Here is a 16,673-nt window from a genome sequence, read left to right on the forward strand (position 1 = left end):
AGCACCTGATGGAAACGCGGGCGAATTACGTCCTGATCGGATCGTTCACGCTGGCGGTGATCGCCGCGGCAATCGGCTTCGTGCTCTGGTTCCAGTCGCTGCACACCACCAAGCAGCGCAGCCCCTTGCGCGTCGTGTTCGAGGGCCCGGCGGCGGGCTTGCGCAACGGCGGCAGCGTCAATTTCAACGGTATCAGGGTGGGTGAAGTGGTCTCGGTGAAGCTCGACAACCCGCGGCGGGTTGTCGCACTCGCCATGGTCGAGAACAACGCCCCGATCCGCAAGGACACCCTGGTTGGCCTCGAATTCCAGGGCCTCACGGGCGTCGCCGCGATCTCGCTCAAGGGCGGCGAGGAGGCGGCACCGCCGCCGCCGCTCGACGAGGACGGCATTCCGACCCTGATGGCCGACCCCAACAAGCTCCAGGACGTCACCGAGGCGATCCGCGGCACGCTGCAGAACATCAACAAGATCGTCGCCGACAATCAGGAATCGGTGAAGAACTCGCTGAAGAATCTGGAGACCTTCACCAACTCGCTCGCCCGCAACTCCGAGAAGATCGACGGCGTGATGGCCAAGGTCGACGGCGTCATGCTCAAGGCCGACAGCCTCATGCTCGGCCTCAACACGCTGGCCGGCGGCAAGGACGGCGGCGAGCTGTTCCAGGCGGTGAAGTCGATCCGCGAGCTCGCCGACGATTTCGACAAGCGCTCGGGCGCGTTGATCAGCGACGGCCGCCGCACGCTCGGCGACATCAGCCGCGCCGTGAACAATTTCGACCGCAACCCGACCCGCGTGCTGTTCGGCGCCAGCAACTCATCGCAAGCCGCCCCGCCGCCCGAGCCGCCGAAGCCGGCGGCACAGGAGCGCAGGCGGCAGTAGGCGGACGCGTGTTTGCACGCTTCGTGTCCCGGACGCGCTGCAACGCCCCTTAGCATTGCTGCGCTACAATGCCGCGACATGGGCCCCGGCTCTGCAGCGCACCGCTGAAGAAGCGCTGCGCTGCGTCCGGGGCACGAGAGGGTGCATGCTCTCTCCACCCGTCATTGCGAGCGAAGCGAAGCAATCCAGACTGCTTCTGCGGGGACGGTCTGGATTGCTTCGTCGCTTCGCTCCTCGCAATGACGACATGGAGGGAGCGTGCGCTGCCTTCGTAGCCCGGATGGAGCGAAGCGCAATCCGGGTTCTTTGCCTGCCTTCCCGCATTACGCTTCGCTCCATGCGGGCTACGATCGCCGCGCTATGAGCTCAAACGAAAACGGAGGCCGCAAGGCCTCCGTTTCCCTGTTCGTCAATCGCTATTGCTGTCTCACCCCAGCCGGCCCGCCGCATGCGCGAGCAGGGTGTACACCAGGCCCGTCTCCGAGGTCAGGTGGCCGCGCAGCTCCTGCGGGCCGCGGCCGTCGCGGGCGACTTCGTCGAGCAGGCGCTCGAACTCGGCGACGTACCGGTCGACCGTGCCCTTGAAGTTGCGGTCGGCGCGGTACTTGCGGGCGACCTCGTCAAAGGCCTTCTGGCCGGCGGGCGTGTAGAGGCGCTTGGTGAAGGCCTTGTTCTCGCCGCGCTGGTAGCGGTCCCACATCTCGGCGGCGAGGTTGCGGTCCATCAGCCGGCCGATGTCGAGCGACAGCGATTCCAGCGGATTGCTGCTTGCCTGCGGGGCCTGCGGCTGCGGTGCAGGGGCAGCAGCACGGCCACGGGGAGCCTCACGGCCGTTCGGAGCGCCCTGATTGGCGTCCGTACGGTTCAAGAGGTCCGACAGCCAGCCGTCACGGCCCTGGTCGTTGCTGGAAGGCGCAACCGACGGCGCTTCGGTACGGCGCGAGGGCGCGGGCATGCCGAGGTCCGGCGGCGGCAGCGTCGAGGCGCTGCCGGTGTCGCGCATGCGGGTCTCGGTCGCCCGGCCGCCGACAGCCGCCATCATCGGCTCTTCCTGACGCTGGACGGCGACAGAAGCGCGGCCCGTCGTCGAGACGTCGAGGCCGCGGCCATGCTGGGCCACGATGCGGTTGAGCTCGGCGAGGGCCTCGATCTGGTCGACGATCACCTTGCGCATCTGCGCAGTGCTCTCGGCGGCCTCCTGCGGCATTTCGAGCACGCCGCGGCGCAGCTCGTTGCGGGTGGCTTCGAGCTCGTTGTGCATCTCGAACGCCATCTGCTTCATGCTGGAGACGAGGTTGGTGAACTTCTCGGTCGACTGCTTGAACATCGTATCCGCCTCGTCCGTGGTCTGGCGGTAGATGTCGTGCATCGCCTCGATGGTCTGGCGGTGCTCCTCCTCGGACGCCGCGCGCACCGCCTCGAACTGGCGGGTGATCGCGGCCGAGCCTGCGCCGGCGGTCTCGGCGACGACGCGGGCGATGTCGCGGGCACGCTCTTCGGCCGCGGCCAGCGATTCATCGAGCAGGCCGGTGAAGCGCGACAGCCGCTGGTCGAGATCGGCCGTACGCAGGTCGATCGTGGTGACGAGCGATTCCAGCGCCTGCTTGCGCTCGGCGAGCGAGGCGGTGGTGTTCTTGTTGCTCTGCTCCACGACCTGCGCGGCATCGACCAGCGCCTTGCCGTGCTTGTCGAACTGGACCGACAGCTCGCCGAGATCCTGGAGCGCCTTCGTGGTTTTGCTGTTGAACACGTTGAGCTGGTCTTCCAGGTTCTGCGTCGCCGCGCCGTTGCGCGAGGTGACGTCGTTCATCGCCGAGACGAAGTCGGCGACGCGCGTCACCAGCGCCCGCTCCAGCGAGTTGAGGTTGTCGTGCGCACCGGTCAGCACTTCCTGGAGGAGGATGTTGCCTTCGCGCAGGCGCTCGAACAGGGCGACCGTGTCGGTGCGCAGGATCTTGCTGGTCTCCTGCATCTCGGTGACGGCCGCGATCGAGACCTGGCGCGACTGGTCGATCGCGGAACGCGAGGCCTGCTCGAGGTCCTTGAGCGACTTGCCGACCGCGCCGGTCGCCATCTCGCTCGCCGCGTTGATGGTGCGGGCGACTTCGGAGCCGTTGCCCATCATGGTCTGCGAGAAGGCATGGCCGCGCGTCTCGATCGACTTCAGCGCGTCGGAGGTGACGCGGTCGATGTCGAGCGTGAGCTGGCTGGTCTTGGAGCCGATCGCATCGACCAGCGCGCCGCGCTTGGCGTCGATCATGTTCGACAGACGGTCGGCCTGCTGCTGCACATAGGTGACGATCTCGTCGGTCTTGCCGGTCATGGCCTGGCCGAAGCTGGAGCTGGCGGCGAGCACCGAGCGCTCGACGTCGGCCGAGCTCGACTTGACCCGCGAGCTCGCCTCGTTCGAGGCGGAGATCAGCGCGTTCTGGGCGTTGAGTGCGCTGGTCTGGATCTCGCTGGTCGCGTTCGTGGTGGCCGTGCTCAGGGCGCGCTCGATCTCGGTCGAGATCGTGCGGATCTGGCTCGCGGCATCCGCCGAGGTCGAGGTCAGCGAGGTCTGTGCCTCACGCGCGCTGTTGAGGATGGTCGAGGCGGTGTCGGCGCCGACCGCGGTCAGCGTGCGCTCGATATCCGTGGTCAGCGACTTGATCTGGCTGGCCGCATCGGTCGAAGCGGAGATCAGCGTACCCTGGGCCTCGCGCACGCCGCTGGTGAGCGCCTCGATGGTGGCGCCGCCGGCGGTCGCCAGCGCGCGCTGCATCTCGGCCGCGAGCGAACGGACCTGTCCGGTTTGTTCTGCGGAGACAGCAAGAAGGGTGCTCTGGGCGTCGCGGGCGCTGGTCGTGATGGTCTCGGCGGTCGTCTGCCCCGCCTGCGAGAGCGAACGATGCACCTCGGCCGCGAGCGTCTTGACCTGGCTTGCCGCATCCGAGGACGCCGTGACCAGCGTGCTCTGGGCTTCGCGGGCGCCGGTCATGATGGTTTCGGCCGTCGCGGTGCCCGCCATCGTGAGCGAGCGTTGCACGTCCGAGGACAGCGCCTTGATCTGGTTTGCGGTCTCGGCCGAGGCCGCGATCAGCGCGCTCTGCGCGTCGCGGGCGCCGGCGGTGATCGATTCCGCCGTGGAGGAGCCGGCCATCGACAGCGAGCGCTGCACGTCGGCGGTGAGCGTCTTGACGTGGTTGGCCGCGTCCGAGGACGTCGTGACGAGGGTGGTCTGCACCTCGCGGGCGCCGGCCAGGATCGAGGCTGCGGTGGCAGAACCGGCCGCCGACAGCGTGCGTTCGACGTCGGCCGCGAGCCCCTTGATCTGGTTGGAGGCATCGCCGGACGCCGCGACCAGGGTCGACTGCGCCTCGCGGGCGCTGCTCAAGATCGAGTTGGCGGCGCCGGTGCCGACCGCGGTCAGCGCGCGCTCGACCTCGGTCGAGGTCATCTTGAGCTGGGCGTTGACGTCGGAGGAGACCGTCATCAGCGACTGCTGGGCGGTGCGCGCACCGGTCTGGATCGTCTCGCTGGTGTTGACGACGAGGTTGGTGAGCGAGCGCTCGGCGTCCTCGACATGCGAGCGGATCGCGGTCGAGATCATCTCGGCGCGGGACATCATGTCCTCGCTGGCCTGGCGGCCGCTGCTCTCGATGCGGCCGGCGACGGCCTCGACGCGCGAGCCGAGCAGGTCCTCGAACTGCGCCACGCGCACGTCGATGTCGCTGGCGACCGAGCCGACCTTGGTCTCGATGGCCTGCTGGATGTCCTGGAAGCGCGCCGTGACCGTGTCGGTCAGGTGCGTGCTGCGGCCGTCGATGATCTCGGTGACGCCGGTGATGCGGCGGTCGACCGCCTCGATCGCCTGCGCGGTGCCGTCGGTGAGCGTCGAGGTCAGCAGCGTGAGGCGCGTGTCGATCGACTGCACGGCCTGCGAGGCGCCGTTGGTGACGGCGGTGGTGAGGTAGGTGAGGCGGGAGTCGATGGATTCGAGCGCCTGCGTCGCGCCGCCCGTCAGCGTCGTCGTGAGGTGGGTCAGGCGGGAGTCGATCGACTGGATGGTCTGCGACGCACCATCGGTCAGCGAGCTCGTGAGGTGGTTGAGGCGCGAATCGATCGTCTCGATGGCGTGCGAAGCGCCGTCGGTGAGCGACAACGTGAGGTGGGTGAGTCGGGAGTCGATCGACTGGATCGCCTGCGCGGCACCGTCGGTGAGCGACGTCGCGAGCGTGTTGAGGCGGCCGTCGATGGTCTCGGTCATCGACTTCGCGCGGCTGTCGAACGACTGTTCGAGCGTGGCGACGCGGCCGACGAGCTGCTCGTCGAAGGTCTTGATGTGGCCCTCGATCGTACCGTCGAGACCGGCGATCTTGCCGTTCAGCGAGGCATCGAGATGGTTGACGCGTTCGCCGATCGTGCTCTCGAACTGCACCAGGCGCTGGTCGAGCACGGCCGTGATCTCGCCGCCGCTGGAGGTGAAGCGGGTGTCGAAATTGTCGACATAGGTCTTCAGCGACTCATGGATGTCCTGCGTGCGCTGGCCCATGCGCTCGACGATCTCGCCGCCGAACGTCTTCACGGTGCGGTCGAACTCGGAGATGTGGCGGGTGATCAGTGCGCCCAGCGTGCCGGAGTCGCGGGCGAACTTCTCGACCAGCTCGGTGCCCTGGTTCTTCACCAGCTCGTCGAAGGCGCTCATCTGCAGCGACAGCGAGTCGTGCGCGGTCTCGGTCTGGCTCACGACCTTGGCGACGAGGGTGTTGACGGTGGCGTCGAGCGCCTCGCTCGCCTTGTCGCCGCTCGTCATGATCTGGTTGGCGAGGCGGCTGCCGGCGTCGTCGATCTTGGCCGAGATGTCGTTGGAGCGCAGCTCGAGCTCGAGCAGCAGCGAGTCCGACGAGTTCTTCAAGCTGTCGTGCACCTGCTCGGTACGCTCGGAGATGCCGTCGACGATCGCGGCGGAGCGCTGCTCGAACTCGCCGGTGATGCGGTCGATGCGCTCGTTCAGCATCTCGTGGACGCGGTCGGCGAGGTCGACGAACTCGTCGTGGACGTGGCCGGTCTTGAAGTTGAGGCTGGTGGTCAGCCGCTCGCTGGCGTCGAGCACGGCGCGCGTGGTCTCGTTGCTGGCTTCCTCGAGGCGGTCGAGCAGGTCGCCGCCGCGCTCGCCGAGCGCCAGGATCATGTTGTCGCCGGCATTGCTCAAGGCGCTGGTAATGTGGGCGCCGCGCTCTTCGAGCGCGCCGGTGATGGACTTGGCGACCTCGTCGACGCGCGAGGCGATCGCGTCGGAGATCAGCGCGATGTCGTGGCGCAGATCGATCTGCACGCCGGAGATGGCGCTGCGGACCTGCTCGGCCTGGCCGACCAGATTGTCGCGCTGATGCGCGATGTCCTGGAGCAGGGCGCGGATGCGCACTTCGTTGTCGCTATAGGCGCGCTCCAGCGCGGCGACCTCGTTGGCGACCAGCGTCTCGAGCTCGCCGGCGCGCGCGATCGCGCGCTCGATGCCGTCGCCCATCGCCGCGACCTCGCGGCGGATGGCCTGGCCGACGGTGACCATGGAATCGGAGGCCGAGCCTTCGGGCTCGGAGAAGCGGATCGCGACCTGCGCCATCGCCTGCGCGATCATGCGCATTTCCTGGCCGCGCCAGACGAGGCTCGCCAGGAAGTAGAACAGCATGATCGGCGCGAAGAACATCGCGATCAGGCCGGCGATGACCAGCACGCCGCCGCTCTGGCCCATGGCGGCCTGGATCGAGGGCAGGAAGCCGACCGTCAGCGCGGCGCAGGCGGCGAGCCAGACGCCGGCGAAGATGGTGGCGAAGGTGTAGACGCTGCGGGCAGGGCGGCCCTTCTGCAGCGCCTGGAGCAGCTGGCCGATGGTCTCGCGGTCGTCGTTGGCGGCGCGGCGCGCGGTGCGCGGCTCCTCGACCGGGTCGAACACGGTCGCCCGTTCGTTGGCGGCGGGGCGCGGCTCGAAGCTCGGCTCGTCGAAGACCGGGGGTGCCGGAGGCGTCACCTGAGACGTCGTTTCGCCCCGCATCGAGGCGTTGCGGCTGGTGTCCGCAGCCGTGTCGCTGATGTTCAGGGCTTCCTGGATCGCAGAAAGCGCAACTTCTGTGGGGTCTTTGACCTTCTTGGGAGTGTTCGCCATGTTCAGTCCGAGCCCTCGTTACTTGTACACGCCCCCCGCGAGCCCTGCGCGCTACGCAAGCCCACAGACCGGATCATGCCGCTTATGCGGATCTCCGAGCCGTCCCCACCCGGACGGCTTGTCCGCCAATTTCCGCAACATCCTATTGGCAGAGCGTCGCGAATGAAATGCCCGCGATTAAGACAATCTTAATCATCGTTAACAGGATCGGGCCGTAACGCCTTAGCAATAAATGAAATTCTCCACGGAACCCGGCCAATTGCGGCGACTTTTCGTCAATAAACGGGCGGAATTACGTAAATAAGCCCAAACATTTCGTTAACCATTTCCGTGCTTGGCTGGGGTGAACCGTACCGCCTGACCGGCGGAACCACCGCGCGATGCCGGGGCCAGCGCCATGACGCCTGAACTGCAACGGATGGACTGGATGCCCTCGCCCCCGCTTGCGCCCATCGACAGCCCGCTCGATCTCGACCACCTCTCCCGGATGACGCTCGGCGACACTGAACTGGAACAGGAAGTGCTCGCGATGTTCGCCGAGCAGGCCGTCCGCCTGCTCGCCGCAATGGCGGCGCTGCCGGCCGAGACCGGTGCGCTCGCGCACACGCTGAAGGGCTCGGCCCGCGGGATCGGCGCCTTTGCGGTGGCCGATGCTGCCGCCAGCCTCGAGACGGCGGTCCGGACCGGCCACAACCGATCGCATGCGCTTGCCGCACTGAAAGAGGCGGTGGCCGAGGTCCGCGCCGCGATCGCGGCGATCCTGAAGCACTAGGGCGGCCCCCACGAATATGGGGCCTGCGCACTAGCCGTTTGATTTGACGCGTTTTCTGCGCGCGATGCGGGATCCTCGCCGCTCGAAAACGCTATGGCGCCGGGCTAACCGACCCGTTATAGGACAGCCCGGACCCTCCTTCATTCCCAACATCGCGGCAGCACGAGCACACATGGCCAAGATTCACTTTGTCGACCACAAGGGCGAAACCCGCACGGTGGAAATCGAGAACGGCGCGACCGTGATGGAAGCCGCCATCCGCAACAGCATCCCCGGCATCGAAGCCGAATGCGGCGGCGCCTGTGCCTGCGCGACCTGCCATGTCTATGTCGACGAAGCCTGGCGCGAGAAGGTCGGCAGCCCGACGCCGATGGAAGAGGACATGCTCGATTTCGGCTTCGACGTGCGCCCGAACTCGCGCCTGTCCTGCCAGATCAAGGTGAGCGACGATCTCGACGGTCTTGTGGTGGCGACGCCGGAACGTCAGGCCTGACGGGCTCGGTAGCGGCCGTCGCTGGTCCAGAGAGCTGATCGTCGACCGCATATAGAGCGCAATCGGGCGCGAGTTTCCCGCATTCGGATAGCGCGCGCTGTTTGGCATCCTCGACCGATCGCCGACCGGCTGAGTAGCCATAGAAGTTCTTCGGCGACACTGCGAATGCCTTGTGCTGGCCCTTGGCCATGTACTCCGAAAAGGCCGCGCGTCCTCGGCTGCCGAATTGCGGCGGTACCGGCAGATCGGGCAGGAGCGGCGCTGCCAGAGGTATACTCCTGCCCAGATTTTGCTGATGCAGAAAGGCGTCCACCATCGGCTGCCAGACCGTGATGCCGCCATGAAACAGATCATGGCCGTCATTGCCGAAGGCCGGTGCCTCGATCAGCTGCGCGCGTCCGCCGGCGGCTGAGAACGCGTCGAACGCTTGGCCGGCAAGCTCCGGGCTGAAATAGCTGTCGTTGGCCGCATAGATCCACAGCATGGGTGCGTGCGATGTTGCACCCAGCGTGCGGAACGCGTCGACCAATCCCGCCTGGTCGGCGGTTTTCCTGGCATCGCTCGCGTTGCCGCGGCGAATGCCGCCGGCGAAGCTGATCGCCGCCGCGAGGCCAGGGGGCGGGTTCGTCGTCAGTGCGATGGTTGCGAGGCCGCCCGTGGAAACTCCGATCGCGATCATTCCGTGCGAGCTGATGTCAGGGCGATGCTCCATGGCTGCAACCGCGGCACGCAGATCGTCCGCAGCCATGCTTTCGGCGCGCAGAATGCTTGCGGTGGCGCAACAGCCGGCGCCTTCCGCGTGAGTGCCGCCCGAGTCACCGTAGCCGCGACGCATCACGACGAGCGCGGCAAATCCCCTGCGCGCGAATGCGACGGCCTGTTGGTAGAAGCGGTAAGGGGTGAGATCGCGCCGCTCTTCTGCATCCGCGGCCGTGCCGTGGCTGATCAGGGCGAGCGGATAGGCCTGTGCGCCCGCAGGGCGGATCAGCAACGCTTCGAGGCCGCGCGGGCCCGCCGCCGGCATCGCGATGCGCAAATCCTCCCGATGGTAGTCCTCGGCCACGGCGGGCTGCGCGGCCAGAACGGCCAGCACAAGCCAGAGCGCCCCCTGGCGCGTCATTGCCCGCCCGCGCCGCGGTGCCACCACGGCTTGAGATTGCGGATCACCTCGTCGGTCAGCGGTGTCGGCCGGCGCGAGGCCTCATCGATCATGACGGCGATGGCCTGCGCCGACGCCACGCATCGCCCTTCCGAAAACACCACCTGCTCGAAGGTCACCGAGGTCCGTCCGAGCTTTGTGACGCCGAGGCCGAGCTCGATCGTGCCCGGCCAGTGCAACTCGGCGCGGAAATGGATGTCGAGCCGCACCATGATCCAGGCGAGGCCCGGCGGCGTCAGCCCGTATTGTGGGCTCTTCATCAGCGTGACGCGGCCGGTCTCGAAATAGGTGGCGTAGACCGCATTATTGACGTGCTGATTGGGGTCGAGATCGCCGAAGCGGACGTTGTCGCTGAGGCGGTAGGGGAAGTCTTCCAGGCGCGGCGTCGTGTCGAGGCGGGCTGGTGCGTTCACCGATTGATCTCCGTCATATCCAGCCTCGTTACAGCCCAGTTATTTTGGCCCGGCAAGTGGGCGTGCTTGCGGGGCGCTCCCGCTTTTATGCCTTCCCTGATCCATCCCCGTTGGCTAGACAGGCAGGGTCACCTCTGCCCAACGGGCGCCGTCCAACCGATAACGACCGATAAAGAGACGACATGAGCGACGTGATCAAAACCGATGTGCTGATTATTGGCGCCGGCCCCTGCGGTCTGTTCGCCGCCTTCGAGCTCGGCCTTCTCGACATGAAGGCGCACTTCGTCGACATCCTCGACAAGGTCGGCGGCCAGTGCGCCGAGCTCTATCCGGAAAAGCCGATCTACGACATTCCCGGCATTCCGCAGGTCTCGGGGCAGGGACTCACCGACGCGCTGATGGAACAGATCAAGCCGTTCCATCCGACCTTCCATCTCGGCGAGATGATCGAGACGGTGGAGAAGATCGGCGATCCCGCGTTTCGCTGCACCACGGATGCCGGCAAGGTGTTCGAATGCAAGGTGTTGGTGATCGCGGCCGGCGGCGGCTCGTTCCAGCCCAAGCGTCCGCCAGTGCCGGGGATCGAGGCCTATGAGGGCACCTCGGTGCACTACGCCGTGCGCAAGATGGAGACGTTCCGCGACAAGAGCGTGCTGATCGTCGGCGGCGGCGATTCCGCGCTCGACTGGACGCTCAATCTGCATCCGCTCGCCAAGCGCATCACGCTCTTGCACCGGCGCGACGAGTTTCGCGCAGCGCCTCACAGCGTCGAGCAGATGCGCGCGCTGGTCGCCGGCGGCAAGATGGATCTGCGGCTCGGCCAGGTCACCGCGCTCTCAGGCGCCGACGGCAAGCTCACCGGTGCGACCGTGAAGGGCAACGACAACAGCATCACCGAGGTCGACTGCGACACCATGCTGCCGTTCTTCGGGCTGACCATGAAGCTCGGTCCGGTCGCGAACTGGGGTATTGCGCTCGAGAACAACCTCGTGCCGGTCGAGACGTCAGCGTTCGAGACCAATGTGCCGGGCATCTTCGCCATCGGCGACATCAACACTTACCCCGGCAAGATCAAGCTGATCCTGTGCGGCTTCCACGAGGGCGCACTGATGTCGCAAAAAGCCCATCGTTATGTCTATCCGGAGAAGCGGCTCGTGTTCCAGTACACGACCTCGTCCTCCAGCCTGCAAAAGAAGCTCGGAGTCAACTAACGGCGAAGGGGCGGGCGGCGATGCCCCATGTTTCTGGTGCTGGAACCGTTCGCGAAATCGCCGTAGTGTGCGGCCATTCCGGACTTGGCTTTAGGATAGTCTTGGCTTGACAAAGTCTTGGCTTAGCAAGGCAATTGGCTCAGCAAGGCGATTGGCTCAGCAAGGTGATGATAATGCGGACTCTCTTTTCCAGCTTTCGGCTGCTGCCCTTCCTCGCGCTCGTGCTATCGGTCGGTGCGGTGAGCCCGTCTGCGGCGCAGACCGCGGAGCCGACGGCTGCCGGCCTCTGGCAGAAAGTCGAGGACGGCAAGACGGTGGGATGGTTCCTCTTCATCGATCGCAGCGGCGTCTTCGAAGGTGTGATCGCAAAAACCTTCCCGCGGCCCGGCGACGATCCGAACGAGGTCTGCAGCAAGTGCACCGACGATCGCAAGAATGCACCGGTGCTCGGCATCTCCTTCGTCCGCAACATGAAGCGCGAGGGATTGAAATACGAAGGCGGCAACGTGCTCAATCCGCGTGACGGCCAGATCTGGAAGGCCAACATGAAGGTCAGTCCCGATGGCCAGACCCTGACCCTGCGCGGCTATCTCGGCATCGCGTTGCTCGGCAAGGACGAGACCTGGACGCGCCTGCCCGATACCAACATCGCCCAGGTCGATCCCGCCATCGTCGCCAAATATTTGCCCGCGCAAGCCGCTGCGACCAAGCCGGCACCCGCGCCCGCAGCCAAGAAGGGCGGCGCGATGATGGCGCCGGCGCCGAAGCAGTAGGGCTGTTTCCGCGTTTTCGCGTAGCCCGCATGAGCGAAGCGATATGCGGGGCCGCTTGACCCGGGTGTCGCTGCGCTCACCCGGGCTACGAGACCCTCAATATGTCCGCGCCTTCTTGCACGGCGCATAGAAGGTGCCGTTGCCGGCGACGACCCGCTCGAGGCACTGCCGGGGATCGGTGATCTCGCCGTCGACCTGGAAGTAATAGGCCTGCGATCCCAGGCTCAGGACGTAATGCCCCGGCGCCAGATCGAGCCCTGAATCGCCGGAGTGAAGTTCGTACATTTCCGCCTTGCCCGGAATCGGCGAGACCCGGAACGGATAGGAGAGGTTGCGGATGACCCCGACATCGTCTCCGCCACCGAGCGCCTTGCCGGCGACATCGCTGGAAAACTCCCGGGCGATCTTCGCCACGACCCGAACCTCGACGCGTTCGGGAATGGCGTTTGCGACATCGCGGCGGAAGACGATGAACTTGACGCGGCCGTTCGGCAGATGCGGCCGATCGGGCTTCCTGAACTCCGGTGAGATCGCAATCCGCATGTCGGGCGCCATCACGCCGGTCGCGGACAGCTCCACCAGCGACTTGTCGTCGATCAGGGCGTAGATGCCGTAGTCGGTGGGCAGCACGCGCGTCGGGGCAGGTGCGGCGGGCGTCACCATCTCCGGCTTGGCGACCGTGATCGTCGTCTCCGGCTTGGGTGCGACCAGCGCGATCTCCGCGGGCTGGGACGTGATCAGCCGGCGCAGCGCTGCGATATTGTCCCGCTGCGAAACGATCAGGATGACTGCGCTGACCGCAAGCAGGATGGCCGCCGTGCGCTTGATCACCGGCAGAAGCGGGCCCGAGATCGCAGGCAGCTTGCTGCGCGGCCTGCCGACGCCTGATGGCAAAACGGTCGCATCGCCGGACACCAGAAGACCGCCGGCCTCCTTGGACGAGGCGAGTGGTTGCGACGGCAGGCGCTCCAGCGGCGCCTCGTCACGCGAGAATTTTTCGACCTCCTCGATGGCGATCTCGAGCGCCCGCTTCATCTGGTCGATGTTTCTGGCGTCGGCGTAGGTGAACTGCTCCTGGAGCTTGTAGCGGGCAAGGTCGTAGACCATCTGCCGCCTCGCGTCCGCGTCGTCCTTCACCGTCTCCAGCATGCGTGAAATCACCAGCGCAAACTGCACCTGGTTTGCGGGCAGATCGGTCGCGTCCTGCTGGCCAGGGAGCAACTCTCTCGAATTCATAGCGCTGCCGGTCCAATGCCAGTCACGCCGTCACCTGATTCTCTAATCGAAACAGCCGGTTAAACAAATGCGATAAGTTTCGCGGCCACGTTCCTACACGTCTGGGTGCAACAAGGAAAGCCTCGAAAATGCGCGGCAAAACGGCCGGCGCGTCACGCATGCAGGCATACGCAAGCGTGGGCAACAGCGTGCGGCAGTAGTTCTCCGGAATGCGCGCTGGCGCCGGATTTGCATAGCTGTCGCAAAAGCTGCTGGGGGAATGAGTCGCCGTCTCTGCCGCCCATGTGCGGCAAGGCGGACGGTGGCGCCTGTCCCTCGCGGCGCTGACTTCGATCCGCGGGAAGACGACATGACACTTGCAAGACCGTGTGCAGCGATGCTGCTCGGCCTGACCGTGCTGCTGGCGACATCAGCGCTGGCGCGCGACGACGGGCGCTACGCCAACTCGCCGCTCAAACCCTGGTTCGAGAGCCTGCACAGCGAATTTGGGCAATGCTGCTCGGATGCCGACGGCTACGTGGTCGCCGATGTCGACTGGGAATCCGACAAGGGGCGCTACCGCGTGCATCTCGACGGTGAATGGGTGCTCGTGCCGGAGGGAGCAGTGATCACCGAGCCGAACAAGATCGGCCGCACCATGGTGTGGAAGCACTATATCGACGGCCACCCGCGCGTGCGCTGCTTCATGCCGGGCAGCATGACGTAGAGACGGAAGACGACGGAAGAGCTTCGTCGAGGCTTGTCACGAGCATCCACACTTCGTGTGGAGGAGCAAAATGTGGATGGCCGGGCCTTCGCCGCGCCGAAGCGGCTTCGGCCGCGCAGGCGGGACAAGGCGCCGGCCATGACGGGATCGTTGAGGAATGACGAGACCGATCAGCGCGCTTCGCTCTGCGAATTCGCGCTCGCAAGCCGCTTCACGCGCGGCGACAGCACCGAGACCTGCGCGGGCGAGGCGGGCATGCCGGCGACGATCATCGCGGGCGCGGTCGACTGCTCCTCGACGCCGGCCCCGCCGAGCACCTGGACCTGCGTCGACGAGATCGGAAACGACTTCACTTCGTAGGAGGGAAGCTCGCCGGCGAACGCGGCAGCGGAGCTGGCAATCATTGCACCGGCAATGGCAATCATCGAGAGAGCACGCATTTGGAAAATCTCCGTGAAAGATGTCAATCGGAGGTTTGGTCGCGATGATGCCGGGGCAGGTTCGCTTGAGCGCGAACATTCCTGTCGCCGTCGGCGCAGATATTGGTTGCTTGGTGCGAAAGGATGAAACGGTGAAGAAGTTTTTCGTGCCAATGTTTCCGGACGGTTTCGCGGAAGCAAGGCGACGCCCCTAGAGCGCCTCCAAAGCCAAGTGCCGCGATCTGGCCGCGGCGGCAGCCTCCGGAAAGCACAGGCGCATCGTCGTGCCGCGGCCGGGCTCGGAGGCGATGACGAGTTCGCCGTCATGGGCGGCCATGATCTCGCGGACGATCGACAGGCCGAGGCCGGCGCCGTCGCCTGCGCTGTTGCCGGTCTGAAACGGCTCCAGCAGCTTGTGCTCCGCGCCGTCGGGCAAGCCTGCGCCGTCGTCGTCGACCGAGATGCTGCCGCGCCCGAGCGTGGCGACGATGCGCCGCGCACCGCGGGCGTGGATCAGCGCGTTGCCGACGAGATTGGCGAGCGCGCTGCGGATGGCGGCATCGACGCCCTGCACCAGGAACGGACCTTCGTCGGCCCGCTCGAGTGCAAGCTCGATGCCGGCGTCCAGCGCCGAGGGACCGAAATCGGCGAGCACGTCCAGCGTGATCGCGGCAAGATCGATCGGCCGCTTTTCGATCGCGTGATTTTGCAGGCGCGCGAGGTCAAGCATGGCTGAGACCAGCGACGTCAGGCGGCGGACGTCGCGCACCAGCTCGGCCTTCAGGGCCGGATCGGGCACGTCGTCGATCTTCGCGCGCAGCAGCGTCAGCGGCGTACGGAGCTGATGGGCTGCATTGCCGAGAAAGCGGCGCTGCATCCTGATATAGGCGTCGATCTCGCCGAAGGCGCGGTTCAGCGCCTCCACCAGTGGCTTCAGCTCGCGGGGGACTTCGGACAGCGATATCAGACCTTGCGGTGCTGCAGGGTCAATCGCGAGCGCGCGAAGCGCCACCCGTTCGATGCCGCGCGTGACGAAACGTGCGGCCAGCGCCGAGCCGATGGCGACGGTCGTCGCAAAGGCCAGCGCCACCAGGATGATCGAAAAGCTGCTGCGGACGAGGAAGCTTCTCGCCATCCGGCCGAAGCGGACCTGAGGCTCGCCGACCATCGTCGTGAGCCGCAAGGAGCCCCGTTGCTCGACGGCGAGACAGAACGTGCTCTTCTGGTCGTGGGTGCTGAAGACGGACAAGCCGACCGGCCCGCGATAGGGGAATGCGAAAGGAAGCGCCGGCCGGCGCTCGCTACCATACTCGTTGACGAGATCGCCGACGGATACGACGTACCAGAGGTTCGGGCTGTCGGCCTTCAATTCCTCGAGCGCGGGAGTCGGACGGACCGTCAGGTTTTGTCCATTGATATCAGTGGCGCGATCGAGAACGGCGGCCACGACCCGGCAGGCCCTGAACTCGCGTTCCTCCAACGGGTACCTCGAGACGAAGATCGCAACCATGATCAAAAAGATCGTTGTGGCGGCGATGCCGAGCGAGAACGCAAACGTTCGGGCGATCGACCTCATCGCGGCGTCGCCAGCCGCAGGATGTAACCGATGCCGCGCATGCTGCGGATCTCGACGTCGCCGCCGAATGCGGCCAGCTTCTTCCTCAGGCGCGAGACCTGCGCTTCGAGCGTATTGGATTCGATCTCGTCGTCGAAACCGTAGATTTCCTCGATCAGGGCGGCGCGGGTGATGACGCGGTCGCGCCGCATCAGCAGTGCGCCCAGGATCAGCGCCTCGCGCCGCCGCAGCAGGATTTTCCTGTCGGCGACCACGACTTCGTTGCTGCCGAGATGCAGCTCGACATTGCCGAGCGACAGCACGGCAGGCGCGAGCAGGCGGGGCCGACGCAACACGGCGCGCACTCGCGCAAGCAGTTCCTGCGGCTCGAACGGCTTGCCGAGATAGTCGTCGGCGCCGCCGTTGAGGCCGTCGACGACGTCCTCCTTGGTGTCCTTGGACGTCAGCATGATGATGGCGGGGCGCTCCGGCGACTGGCTGAGCGCCGTGACCACCTCGAGCGCATCGCCGTCGGGCAGCATCCGGTCGACGATGGCGAGATCATATTTGAAATTGTCCAGCGCCTGGCGGGCGTCGGCAATCGAGCCGACAAGATCGACGACGCCGTGCAACTGTCCGAGCAGACGGATGATGTAAGCGCCGATCTGCGGTTCGTCTTCGATCACGAGCGAGCGCACGCGGGTCGTCCTTGACTCTGCTGGGGCCATAGGCCCCGATCTTGACGCTTCCTGACCGAAGTCCGGCGTTTCGGTTCGCGCGCGAGTTCCGTTTAAGGCAGTGAGCTTGGCGAATAAAAGGCAGGAACGGAGGGGTTGAACGGCACGCGCGGTCAAAACTTGTGCGCGTGAACCCGTCCCGGGCAATGTTCGGGCAATGTTGATCCGGCGGC

General features: G+C 66.0%; 13 protein-coding genes. 6 read left to right on the plus strand and 7 right to left on the minus strand.

The features are described from left to right. The first annotated feature begins 8 nt into the window (after window positions 1-8). Window positions 9-881, plus strand: coding sequence for an MlaD family protein (locus tag N2603_RS15775; RefSeq protein WP_260389539.1), 873 nt, complete (start codon window positions 9-11; stop codon window positions 879-881). Between the two features lie 427 nt (window positions 882-1,308). Here N2603_RS15775 and N2603_RS15780 read toward each other — a convergent pair whose 3' ends face one another. Continuing rightward, window positions 1,309-7,026, minus strand: coding sequence for an apolipoprotein A-IV repeat region-like domain-containing protein (locus tag N2603_RS15780; RefSeq protein ID WP_260389540.1), 5,718 nt, complete (start codon window positions 7,024-7,026; stop codon window positions 1,309-1,311). Between the two features lie 397 nt (window positions 7,027-7,423). Between N2603_RS15780 and N2603_RS15785 the strand changes: the two genes are divergently transcribed. Then, on the plus strand, window positions 7,424-7,798 hold the full coding sequence (locus tag N2603_RS15785) for an Hpt domain-containing protein (protein ID WP_018642877.1): 375 nt from the start codon (window positions 7,424-7,426) through the stop codon (window positions 7,796-7,798). A gap of 172 nt (window positions 7,799-7,970) precedes the next feature. Continuing rightward, on the plus strand, window positions 7,971-8,291 hold the full coding sequence (locus N2603_RS15790) for a 2Fe-2S iron-sulfur cluster-binding protein (RefSeq protein ID WP_018642875.1): 321 nt from the start codon (window positions 7,971-7,973) through the stop codon (window positions 8,289-8,291). Here N2603_RS15790 and N2603_RS15795 read toward each other — a convergent pair. Together N2603_RS15795 and N2603_RS15800 are read right to left on the minus strand one after the other, a co-directional pair. After that, on the minus strand, window positions 8,233-9,411 hold the full coding sequence (locus N2603_RS15795; RefSeq protein WP_260389541.1) for a CocE/NonD family hydrolase: 1,179 nt from the start codon (window positions 9,409-9,411) through the stop codon (window positions 8,233-8,235). The two genes, N2603_RS15790 and N2603_RS15795, sit on opposite strands and share 59 nt — an antisense overlap. Continuing rightward, on the minus strand, window positions 9,408-9,863 hold the full coding sequence (locus N2603_RS15800) for an acyl-CoA thioesterase (protein ID WP_260389542.1): 456 nt from the start codon (window positions 9,861-9,863) through the stop codon (window positions 9,408-9,410). Before N2603_RS15800 ends, N2603_RS15795 begins: the two co-directional genes overlap by 4 nt. A gap of 182 nt (window positions 9,864-10,045) precedes the next feature. Here N2603_RS15800 and N2603_RS15805 point away from each other — a divergent pair, with 182 nt between their 5' ends. Both N2603_RS15805 and N2603_RS15810 read left to right on the plus strand, forming a co-directional pair. Beyond that, window positions 10,046-11,074: an NAD(P)/FAD-dependent oxidoreductase gene (locus N2603_RS15805; RefSeq protein WP_018642872.1), complete on the plus strand. Its 1,029-nt coding sequence runs from the start codon at window positions 10,046-10,048 to the stop codon at window positions 11,072-11,074. A gap of 173 nt (window positions 11,075-11,247) precedes the next feature. After that, complete coding sequence (locus N2603_RS15810) at window positions 11,248-11,847, plus strand: DUF2147 domain-containing protein (protein WP_018642871.1); 600 nt, start codon at window positions 11,248-11,250, stop codon at window positions 11,845-11,847. A 96-nt stretch (window positions 11,848-11,943) separates the two neighbouring features. Here the strand turns inward: N2603_RS15810 and N2603_RS15815 are convergent, their stop codons facing one another. Further along, a complete protein-coding gene (locus N2603_RS15815; RefSeq protein ID WP_260389543.1) occupies window positions 11,944-13,083 on the minus strand; it encodes a hypothetical protein in 1,140 nt (379 codons plus the stop codon). Between the two features lie 349 nt (window positions 13,084-13,432). Here N2603_RS15815 and N2603_RS15820 point away from each other — a divergent pair, with 349 nt between their 5' ends. Then, window positions 13,433-13,789 carry a hypothetical protein gene (locus N2603_RS15820; RefSeq protein ID WP_018642868.1) on the plus strand — a complete coding sequence of 119 codons (357 nt, stop codon included), beginning with the start codon at window positions 13,433-13,435 and terminating at the stop codon, window positions 13,787-13,789. A gap of 170 nt (window positions 13,790-13,959) precedes the next feature. On the opposite strand, the gene N2603_RS15825 is transcribed toward N2603_RS15820, so the two are convergent. The 3 genes from N2603_RS15825 to N2603_RS15835 form a co-directional block, all read right to left on the minus strand. Continuing rightward, window positions 13,960-14,229 carry a hypothetical protein gene (locus N2603_RS15825; RefSeq protein ID WP_026311970.1) on the minus strand — a complete coding sequence of 90 codons (270 nt, stop codon included), beginning with the start codon at window positions 14,227-14,229 and terminating at the stop codon, window positions 13,960-13,962. 190 nt (window positions 14,230-14,419) lie between these two features. Then, window positions 14,420-15,784 (minus strand): sensor histidine kinase, encoded by a 1,365-nt coding sequence (locus N2603_RS15830; protein WP_260389544.1) that lies wholly within the window; start codon window positions 15,782-15,784, stop codon window positions 14,420-14,422. Then, on the minus strand, window positions 15,781-16,461 hold the full coding sequence (locus N2603_RS15835; RefSeq protein WP_018642864.1) for a response regulator transcription factor: 681 nt from the start codon (window positions 16,459-16,461) through the stop codon (window positions 15,781-15,783). The genes N2603_RS15830 and N2603_RS15835 overlap by 4 nt, the downstream gene beginning before the upstream one ends. Between the last annotated feature and the right edge of the window lie 212 nt (window positions 16,462-16,673).

The organism is Bradyrhizobium huanghuaihaiense (genome assembly GCF_025200885.1).
GTDB lineage: Bacteria > Pseudomonadota > Alphaproteobacteria > Rhizobiales > Xanthobacteraceae > Bradyrhizobium > Bradyrhizobium huanghuaihaiense.

Excerpts from the sequence above, each read along its gene's own strand:
- N2603_RS15780 (WP_260389540.1), bottom strand. The coding sequence starts at position 7,026 with ATGGCGAACACTCCCAAGAAGGTCAAAGACCCCACAGAAGTTGCGCTT.
- N2603_RS15825 (WP_026311970.1), bottom strand. The coding sequence starts at position 14,229 with ATGCGTGCTCTCTCGATGATTGCCATTGCCGGTGCAATGATTGCCAGC.
- N2603_RS15775 (WP_260389539.1), top strand. The coding sequence starts at position 9 with ATGGAAACGCGGGCGAATTACGTCCTGATCGGATCGTTCACGCTGGCG.
- N2603_RS15815 (WP_260389543.1), bottom strand. The coding sequence starts at position 13,083 with ATGAATTCGAGAGAGTTGCTCCCTGGCCAGCAGGACGCGACCGATCTG.
- N2603_RS15785 (WP_018642877.1), top strand. The coding sequence starts at position 7,424 with ATGACGCCTGAACTGCAACGGATGGACTGGATGCCCTCGCCCCCGCTT.
- N2603_RS15795 (WP_260389541.1), bottom strand. The coding sequence starts at position 9,411 with ATGACGCGCCAGGGGGCGCTCTGGCTTGTGCTGGCCGTTCTGGCCGCG.
- N2603_RS15810 (WP_018642871.1), top strand. The coding sequence starts at position 11,248 with ATGCGGACTCTCTTTTCCAGCTTTCGGCTGCTGCCCTTCCTCGCGCTC.
- N2603_RS15790 (WP_018642875.1), top strand. The coding sequence starts at position 7,971 with ATGGCCAAGATTCACTTTGTCGACCACAAGGGCGAAACCCGCACGGTG.
- N2603_RS15830 (WP_260389544.1), bottom strand. The coding sequence starts at position 15,784 with ATGAGGTCGATCGCCCGAACGTTTGCGTTCTCGCTCGGCATCGCCGCC.
- N2603_RS15820 (WP_018642868.1), top strand. The coding sequence starts at position 13,433 with ATGACACTTGCAAGACCGTGTGCAGCGATGCTGCTCGGCCTGACCGTG.
- N2603_RS15805 (WP_018642872.1), top strand. The coding sequence starts at position 10,046 with ATGAGCGACGTGATCAAAACCGATGTGCTGATTATTGGCGCCGGCCCC.